Annotated in this window: 7 protein-coding genes and 1 pseudogene; 7 read left to right on the top strand and 1 reads right to left on the bottom strand. The window is 70.8% G+C overall.

All coding sequences use genetic code 11. The features are described from left to right. Positions 1–90: 90 nt before the first annotated feature. From ABZZ74_RS42305 to ABZZ74_RS42290, 4 genes and pseudogenes are all read left to right on the top strand, one after another. Positions 91–735: pseudogene (locus tag ABZZ74_RS42305) on the top strand (ATP-binding protein); the annotation flags it as partial. Next, complete coding sequence (gene dprA / locus ABZZ74_RS42300; RefSeq protein WP_356949460.1) at positions 732–1,892, top strand: DNA-processing protein DprA; 1,161 nt, start codon at positions 732–734, stop codon at positions 1,890–1,892. The pseudogene ABZZ74_RS42305 and the gene dprA, both read left to right, overlap by 4 nt. Positions 1,893–2,121: 229 nt before the next feature. Next, a complete protein-coding gene (gene whiG / locus ABZZ74_RS42295; RefSeq protein ID WP_356949459.1) occupies positions 2,122–2,964 on the top strand; it encodes an RNA polymerase sigma factor WhiG in 843 nt (280 codons plus the stop codon). Positions 2,965–3,067: 103 nt separating this feature from the next. Next, a complete protein-coding gene (locus tag ABZZ74_RS42290; protein ID WP_356949462.1) occupies positions 3,068–3,625 on the top strand; it encodes a helix-turn-helix domain-containing protein in 558 nt (185 codons plus the stop codon). 547 nt (positions 3,626–4,172) lie between these two features. Here ABZZ74_RS42290 and ABZZ74_RS42285 read toward each other — a convergent pair. Then, positions 4,173–4,745 (bottom strand): M23 family metallopeptidase, encoded by a 573-nt coding sequence (locus ABZZ74_RS42285; RefSeq protein WP_356949458.1) that lies wholly within the window; start codon positions 4,743–4,745, stop codon positions 4,173–4,175. Between the two features lie 271 nt (positions 4,746–5,016). On the opposite strand from ABZZ74_RS42285, the gene rpsB reads away from it, so the two are divergent. From rpsB to pyrH, 3 genes are all read left to right on the top strand, one after another. Next, positions 5,017–5,928: a 30S ribosomal protein S2 gene (gene rpsB, locus ABZZ74_RS42280; protein WP_356949457.1), complete on the top strand. Its 912-nt coding sequence runs from the start codon at positions 5,017–5,019 to the stop codon at positions 5,926–5,928. A gap of 150 nt (positions 5,929–6,078) precedes the next feature. Beyond that, positions 6,079–6,915, top strand: a complete 837-nt coding sequence (gene tsf, locus ABZZ74_RS42275; protein ID WP_356949456.1) for a translation elongation factor Ts — start codon at positions 6,079–6,081, stop codon at positions 6,913–6,915. Between the two features lie 166 nt (positions 6,916–7,081). Then, positions 7,082–7,840, top strand: coding sequence for a UMP kinase (gene pyrH / locus ABZZ74_RS42270; RefSeq protein WP_356949455.1), 759 nt, complete (start codon positions 7,082–7,084; stop codon positions 7,838–7,840). Positions 7,841–7,933: the final 93 nt, after the last annotated feature.

Raw genomic sequence — 7,933 nt, 5'->3', positions numbered from 1 at the left:
GTGGAAGCCCGACCCATGGGCGGAGACGCCGGCGGCGTAGTCACGCTCGGTTCTCACCGGTAGTAGCCACTTGTTTTGCACGTCTCGTCCCTGGACGAGACGCCGGAGTTCAGCAGTCACGCCCTTGACGCACTGCGCCAGCCGCTGGAAGCCGGTCATGTGGTGATCGCCCGCAGCGCGGGCGTGGTGCGCTTCCCGGCGAAGTTCCTGATGGTGCTCGCCGCCAACCCCTGCCCCTGTGGGCGCTTCTCCCAGACGGACGACTTCTGCGAGTGTCCGCCCTCGGCGATCCGCCGCTACCAGGCGCGACTGTCCGGGCCACTGCTGGACCGGGTCGACCTCCGGGTCGAGGTGGACCGGGTCACGCGCGCCGAACTCACGCAGCTCGGCGCGCGGGGCGAGTCCACGGCGACGGTCGCCGAGCGGGTGCGGGTGGCGAGGGAGCGCGCGGCGGCGCGGCTCGCGGGCACCCCGTGGCGCACCAACAGCGAGGTCCCCGGCCGGGAGCTGCGCAGCCGGTGGCACGCCGTGAGCGGGGCGATGGACGAGGCCGAACGCAATCTGGAGCGGGGCGTGCTGACCGCCCGCGGGCTCGACCGCGTCCTGCGTGTCGCCTGGACCGTCGCCGACCTGGTCGGGCACGACCGGCCCGACGCGACGGACGTCGCCCTCGCGCTGCAACTGCGCACGGGCGTTCCTCGGGGCGTGCCCATGGCCATCGGGGCGCTGACGTGACCGCCGACGGCGCCCCGGACCACGAGCGGCTCGCGCGTGTCTTTCTCAGCCGTGTCCTGGAACCCGGTGACGAAGTGGCGGGCCGGTGGGTGCGGGAGCTCGGGGCCGTGGAGACCGCGCGGGTGCTGCGGAAAGGGGCGCCGCAGCTCACCGGGGTCACCGACAAGCGCTGGGCAGGGCTGCTCACCCGCGCCCAGGAGGCCGACGCCGAGCGGGATCTCGGCCTCGCCCGGGAAGCCGGAGTCCGCTTCGTGATCCCGGGGGACACGGAGTGGTCGGCCCAGCTCGATGACCTCGGAGACGCCCGCCCCGTGGGCCTCTGGGTCCGGGGCAGGCCCAGTCTGCGCATGTGGGCGTTGCGGTCCGTCGCCGTCGTAGGGGCGCGGGCCTGTACCGAGTACGGGGCTCACATGGCCGCCACACTCGGCGCCGGGCTCGCCGAGCGCGGGTGGGTGGTCGTGTCCGGCGGGGCCTACGGGGTGGACGGGGCCGCTCATCGAGGGGCGCTCGGGGCCGGCGGTGCGACCGTGGCCGTGCTCGCATCGGGGGTCGACCGGCCCTATCCCCGCGGGCACACCGAGTTGCTCAACCGGATCGCCGAGCAGGGACTCGTGGTCGGGGAACTGCCGCTCGGCGAGCATCCGACGGCCAGCAGATTCATCGTCCGCAACCGGGTCATCGCCGCCCTGACCACGGGCACCGTGGTGGTCGAGGCCGCCCACCGCAGCGGCTCGCTCGTCACCGCACGGGCCGCACAACGGCTCGGACGCCACACGATGGGAGTACCCGGACCGGCCACCAGCGGCCTCTCGGCCGGCGTGCACGAACTGCTGCGCGACGACGCCGTCCTCGTCACCGACGCCGCCGAGGTCGTCGAACTCGTCGGCGACATGGGGGAGCTGGCACCCCAGCGGCGTGGACCCGTGCTGCCCAGGGATCTGCTGGAGCCGGGCGCCAGACGGGTGCTCGCCGCCCTGCCGGGCCGGGGGGCCGCCTCCGCCGACGCGGTCGCCCGCGGGGCACAGACCACCGGGGACGACGCGATCGCGAGACTGTACGAACTCCGGTCACTCGGTTACGTCGAACGACACGGCGACGGCTGGAGGTTGACACGCCAGGCGGTGATCTCCGTCCGCGACGGCCGGGGCGGATGTTGACGGAGCGTGTTCGGCCGTCCGGGCGAAGCCCCGCACCTGTGCAAACAGCGGAGGTCGGGGTCCCGGGCGATCACGGAAAGCAACCGTCGTGACCCGGTGGGACGGCCCGCGGGACAGGTCCGCGTGCGCGTTCCCCTCACTGTTCGCTGACCGCGACAGCTCAGTCACGCTACGCTCACGAGGTTCCGACGCGGAACGCACTTCACGGCAGAACGGCACAAGGCGACGAATGCCCCAGCACACCTCCGGGTCCGACCGGGCGGCGATCCCCCCAGCCGCCCGTGACGGTGGCAGCGTGCGGCCGCCCGCTCCCTCGACGCTCGACGAACTGTGGCGGTCGTACAAGGACACGGGGGACGAACGGCTGCGGGAGCAGCTGATCCTGCACTACTCGCCGCTGGTCAAGTACGTGGCGGGACGGGTGAGCGTCGGTCTGCCTCCCAACGTCGAGCAGGCCGACTTCGTCTCCTCGGGCGTGTTCGGACTGATCGACGCGATCGAGAAGTTCGACATCGACCGGGAGATCAAGTTCGAGACGTACGCGATCACCCGGATCCGCGGCGCGATGATCGACGAGCTGCGGGCGCTGGACTGGATCCCGCGGTCGGTGCGGCAGAAGGCGCGGAACGTGGAGCGGGCGTACGCGACGCTGGAGGCGCGACTGCGGCGGACGCCGACTGAGGGCGAGGTGGCCGCCGAGATGGGCATCGGGGTGGACGAACTCCACGCGGTGTTCAGTCAGTTGTCGCTGGCGAACGTGGTGGCGCTGGAGGAGTTGCTGCACGTCGGGGGCGAGGGCGGCGACGGGCTGAGCGTCATGGACACGCTGGAGGACACCGCCGCGGACAACCCCGTGGAGGTGGCCGAGGACCGCGAGCTCAGGCGGTTCCTGGCGCGGGCGATCAACACCTTGCCCGAGCGGGAGAAGACCGTGGTCACCCTCTACTACTACGAGGGACTCACGCTCGCCGAGATCGGGAACGTGTTGGGTGTGACCGAGAGCCGGGTCAGCCAGATCCACACCAAGTCGGTGCTGCAGCTGCGGGCGAAGCTCGCGAGCTTCGGGCGGTGAGTCCGGCGGCTCCGCCGGGGCGGGCCGTGTCCGTGCGAGTCACTCCCGTCCGGGGTGGCGCGTCCGTAAAGTGGTTGACGTGCCAAGGATTCGAGCGGCCTCCGTGGCCGAGCACCGGTCGATGCAGCGAGCCGCCCTGCTGGACGCGGCCCGGTCGTTGCTGTCCGAGGGAGGGACGGACGCGCTGACGTTCCCGGCGCTCGCCGAGCGCACGGGGCTGGCGCGGTCGTCGGTGTACGAGTACTTCCGATCCCGGGCCGCCGTCGTCGAGGAACTGTGCGCGGTCGACTTCCCGGTCTGGGCTGCCGAGGTCGAGGCCGCCATGGCGGGGGCCGGGTCGGCGGCGGGCAAGGTCGAGGCGTATGTGCGGCGGCAGCTGGAGCTGGTGGGGGACCGGCGGCACCGGGCGGTCGTGGCGATCTCCGCGAGCGAGCTGGACGCGGGGGCCCGGGAGAAGATCCGGGCCGCGCACGGCGGGCTCGTGGCGATGATCGTGGAGGCCCTGGGCGAGATGGGACACCCCGAGCCCCGGCTGGGCGCGCTGCTGGTTCAGGGGGTTGTCGACGCGGCGGTCCGGCGGATCGAGCTGGGAGTGGCAGAGCCTCCCGAGGTGATCGCGGACGCGGCCGTGGCGTTGGTGCTGAGGGGCGCGCGCGGCTGAGGCGGGCAGGGCGTGCGGCGCGACTGCTCTCGCGGGCTGAGCCTGAGCGGGTCGCTGCGCGGCTGCGCCCGGAGGTCGAAAGGCGGGCTCGGCGCGATTGGCCTCGCGGGCTGGGCAGGTCGCTGGGCGGCTGCGCCCGTTGGTCGAGGGCGAGCCTGGCGCTATTGCTTCCGTGGGCTGGGCAGGTCGCTGCGCGGCTGCGTCGTAGGCCGAAGGCAGGCTCCACGCCATTGCTTCCGTGGGCTGAGCGGGTCGCTGCGCGGCTGCGCCCGGAGGTCGAAAGGCGGGCTCGGCGCGATTGGCCTCGCGGGCTGGGCAGGTCGTTGGGCGGCTGCGCCCGCTGGTCGAAGGTGAGCTTGGCGCTATTGCTTCCGTGGGCTGGGCAGGTCGCTGCGCGGCTGCGTCGTAGGCCGAAGGCAGGCTCCACGCAATTGCTCCCGCGGGCTGAGCGGGTCGCCGCGCGAATGCCCTCTTGCTGGTGGAAGGCAGGCATGGTGCGTCTGCTCCCGCCGGCCGCAGGCGCGCGCGGCACGACTGCCCCCGGAAGCTACGCAGGCAGCGGAACCCCGAGTACCGGGAGCAGTCTCGATGGGCCCCTGTGCAGGAGCCACGGTGGGAGTAGGGACAACGGGTCCAGGTAGGTCTCGCCCCGTAGCAGGCCCCAGTGGACGCACGTGACCGCGCAGTGCGAGCCCGCAGGGTCCACTGTCCCCACCACCTCGCCGGCCTCGACCTCGTCCCCCTTCTGCACCGACGCGATCACCGGTTCGTAGGTCGTGCGCAGGTCCGTGCCCGTCAGCTCCACCGACACGACTCCCCTCCCCGCCACCCGGCCCGCGAAGGACACCCTGCCGGCTGCCACCGCGCGGACTGGTGTCCCGGCCGGGGCCGCCAGATCCACGCCGCGGTGGCCCCGGCCGTAGACCGTCGCCGGGGGCTCCCAGCCCCGTACGACCGTGGGACGGGTGCCCACCGGCCAGGCGCGGCCGATGGCGGGGACGTCAGGGGGCGGGTCGGCCGGGGGCGGTGGGGGCTCCGCCCAGGCCCACGGGGCCAGGACGGCCCACGTCAGTGCCAGGAGAGCCGTCACCGTCAGACGCAGGTATCGGTTCGCTCGCATGACGGAACCGTCCCGCACCAGCCGCCGATCATGGCGGGATCTGTGGACTACTCCCGGGTTGTGGACAGCGGCGTCACCCGGTGCCTCGCCGGTCCCGTACACTTCTTCTGGCGATCCGGGTCACCGGGTCGACTTCGCACGCCCCGACACCAGGTGATCACAAGCCGGTGTCAGCGCCTCTCGGTCCTCTGCGGCACGGCGCACGCGGGCGTCAGGCGCGGATACCGCACGGCATCCGCGGGACAACCGAGAAATTCAAGGAGATACGGCCATGGCCGTCGTCACGATGCGGGAGCTGCTGGAGAGCGGCGTCCACTTCGGTCACCAGACCCGTCGCTGGAACCCCAAGATGAAGCGCTTCATCTTCACCGAGCGCAACGGCATCTACATCATCGACCTGCTCCAGTCGCTGTCGTACATCGACCGCGCCTACGAGTTCGTCAAGGAGACCGTCGCCCACGGCGGCACGGTCATGTTCGTCGGCACGAAGAAGCAGGCGCAGGAGGCCATCGCCGAGCAGGCCACCCGCGTCGGCATGCCCTACGTCAACCAGCGCTGGCTGGGCGGCATGCTCACCAACTTCTCCACCGTCTACAAGCGTCTGCAGCGCCTCAAGGAGCTCGAGCAGATCGACTTCGAGGACGTCGCCGCGTCCGGTCTGACCAAGAAGGAGCTTCTCGTGCTCTCGCGCGAGAAGGCCAAGCTGGAGAAGACCCTCGGCGGTATCCGCGAGATGCAGAAGGTGCCCAGCGCCGTCTGGATCGTGGACACCAAGAAGGAGCACATCGCGGTCGGTGAGGCCCGGAAGCTCAACATCCCGGTCGTCGCGATCCTCGACACCAACTGCGACCCCGACGAGGTCGACTACAAGATCCCGGGCAACGACGACGCGATCCGCTCCGTCACCCTGCTCACCCGTGTGATCGCCGACGCCGTCGCCGAGGGCCTCATCGCCCGCAGCGGTGTCGCCACCGAGGGCAAGGAGAAGGCCGCGGGCGAGCCGCTCGCCGAGTGGGAGCGCGACCTGCTCGAGGGTGAGAAGAAGGCGGACGAGGCCGAGAAGCCGGCCGAGGCCGCCGCTGAGGCTCCTGCCGCCGAGGCCCCCGCGGCCGAGGCTGCCGAGGCTCCGGCTGCCGAGGCTCCGGCTGCCGAGGCCCCGGCCGCGGACGCCGAGCAGGCCTGATCAGTCAGCGTTGACGGCGGGGGCGGCGACATCCGGGTCGCCCCCGCCGTTCACCCGTAGGTCAGCGGAGAGTCGGCGGCCCCCGCTACATGAGGGCCGTAGACCCGTAGATCTTCGATCTTCCAGACTTCGAGAAAGATTCACAGACTCATGGCGAACTACACCGCCGCCGACGTCAAGAAGCTTCGTGAGCTCACCGGCGCCGGCATGATGGACTGCAAGAAGGCGCTGGACGAGGCCGAGGGCAACGTCGAGAAGGCCGTCGAGGCGCTGCGCATCAAGGGCCAGAAGGGCGTCGCCAAGCGCGAGGGCCGCTCCGCCGAGAACGGCGCCGTGGTCTCCATCATCGCCGACGACAACTCCTCCGGCGTCCTCGTCGAGCTGAAGTGCGAGACGGACTTCGTCGCCAAGGGCGAGAAGTTCCAGGCCGTCGCCAACGCGATCGCCGAGCACGTCGCCAAGACCTCCCCGGCCGACCTCGAGGCCCTGCTGGGCTCCGAGATCGAGGCCGGCAAGACCGTCCAGGCGTTCGTGGACGAGGCCAACGCCAACCTCGGTGAGAAGATCGTCCTGGACCGCTTCGCGCAGTTCGCCGACGGCTACGTGACCGCGTACATGCACCGCACGATGCCCGACCTGCCCCCGCAGATCGGTGTCCTCGTCGAGCTGGACAAGCCGAACGCCGAGGTCGCCCGCGGCATCGCCCAGCACATCGCCGCCTTCGCGCCGAAGTACCTCTCCAAGGATGACGTGCCGGCCGAGGTCGTCGAGTCCGAGCGCCGCATCGCCGAGGAGACCACCCGCGCCGAGGGCAAGCCCGAGGCCGCGATCGCCAAGATCGTCGAGGGTCGTCTCAACGGCTTCTTCAAGGACGCCACGGTGCTCGGTCAGCCGTACGCGCTCGACGCGAAGAAGTCCGTCCAGAAGGTCCTGGACGAGGCCGGTGTCACCCTGAAGCGCTTCACGCGCATCAAGGTCGGCATCTGAGTCCGTACCGCGATCGGCGTACGACCCCGATAGGGTCGTACGCAGTTGTCAGCGGGTGACGGACGACAGCGGATCTGACGAGGAGGCCATTGCCGAGCACGGGAGCCAAACCCCAGCGGCAATGGCCTTCTTCGTATGTGCAACAGGTGAAAGAGGCGGGATCTCCATGACCACCAAGCCCCAGAAGAGCGACGACGGCAAAGTACCCGGCCGGTTTCTGCTGAAGCTGTCCGGAGAGGCCTTCTCCGGTGGCGGGGGCCTGGGCGTGGACCCCGACGTGGTGCACAAGATCGCCCGTGAGATCGCGGCCGTCGTCCGCGACGGAGCGCAGGTCGCGGTCGTCATCGGCGGTGGCAACTTCTTCCGCGGCGCGGAGCTGCAGCAGCGCGGCATGGACCGGGCCCGCTCGGACTACATGGGCATGCTCGGCACCGTGATGAACTGCCTCGCCCTCCAGGACTTCCTGGAGAAGGAGGGCATCGACAGCCGGGTGCAGACCGCCATCACCATGGGCCAGGTCGCCGAGCCGTACATTCCGCTGCGGGCCGTGCGTCACCTGGAGAAGGGCCGCGTGGTCATCTTCGGCGCCGGTATGGGCATGCCGTACTTCTCCACGGACACCACCGCCGCCCAGCGCGCCCTGGAGATCGACGCCGAGGCGCTGCTGATGGGCAAGAACGGCGTGGACGGGGTCTACGACTCCGACCCCAAGCGCAACCCGGACGCCGTGAAGTTCGACTCCCTCGGCTACGGCGAGGTCATCACCCGCGACCTCAAGGTCGCCGACGCCACCGCCATCACGCTGTGCCGCGACAACAAGCTCCCGATCCTTGTCTTCGAGCTCCTGACCGAGGGCAATATCGCCCGCGCCGTCAAGGGTGAGAAGATCGGCACGCTGGTGGGTGACCAGGACAACCGGGACTGACAGCAACACCGACGGACCCTGACCGGGGGATGGACAATGTCCCGCAGGTCGGGAACCGTGCAGGAAGAAGACGCGACGCAGCCGGCCGCCGCC

Source organism: Streptomyces sp. NPDC006476 (assembly GCF_040612015.1).
GTDB lineage: Bacteria > Actinomycetota > Actinomycetes > Streptomycetales > Streptomycetaceae > Streptomyces > Streptomyces griseorubiginosus_B.
The sequence above is the reverse complement of the archived record's forward strand: the minus strand, read 5'-3'. Positions and strand labels throughout refer to the sequence as shown.

Coding starts and splice junctions, on each gene's coding strand:
- whiG (WP_356949459.1), top strand. CDS start 2,122: ATGCCCCAGCACACCTCCGGGTCCGACCGGGCGGCGATCCCCCCAGCC.
- ABZZ74_RS42285 (WP_356949458.1), bottom strand. CDS start 4,745: ATGCGAGCGAACCGATACCTGCGTCTGACGGTGACGGCTCTCCTGGCA.
- rpsB (WP_356949457.1), top strand. CDS start 5,017: ATGGCCGTCGTCACGATGCGGGAGCTGCTGGAGAGCGGCGTCCACTTC.
- tsf (WP_356949456.1), top strand. CDS start 6,079: ATGGCGAACTACACCGCCGCCGACGTCAAGAAGCTTCGTGAGCTCACC.
- pyrH (WP_356949455.1), top strand. CDS start 7,082: ATGACCACCAAGCCCCAGAAGAGCGACGACGGCAAAGTACCCGGCCGG.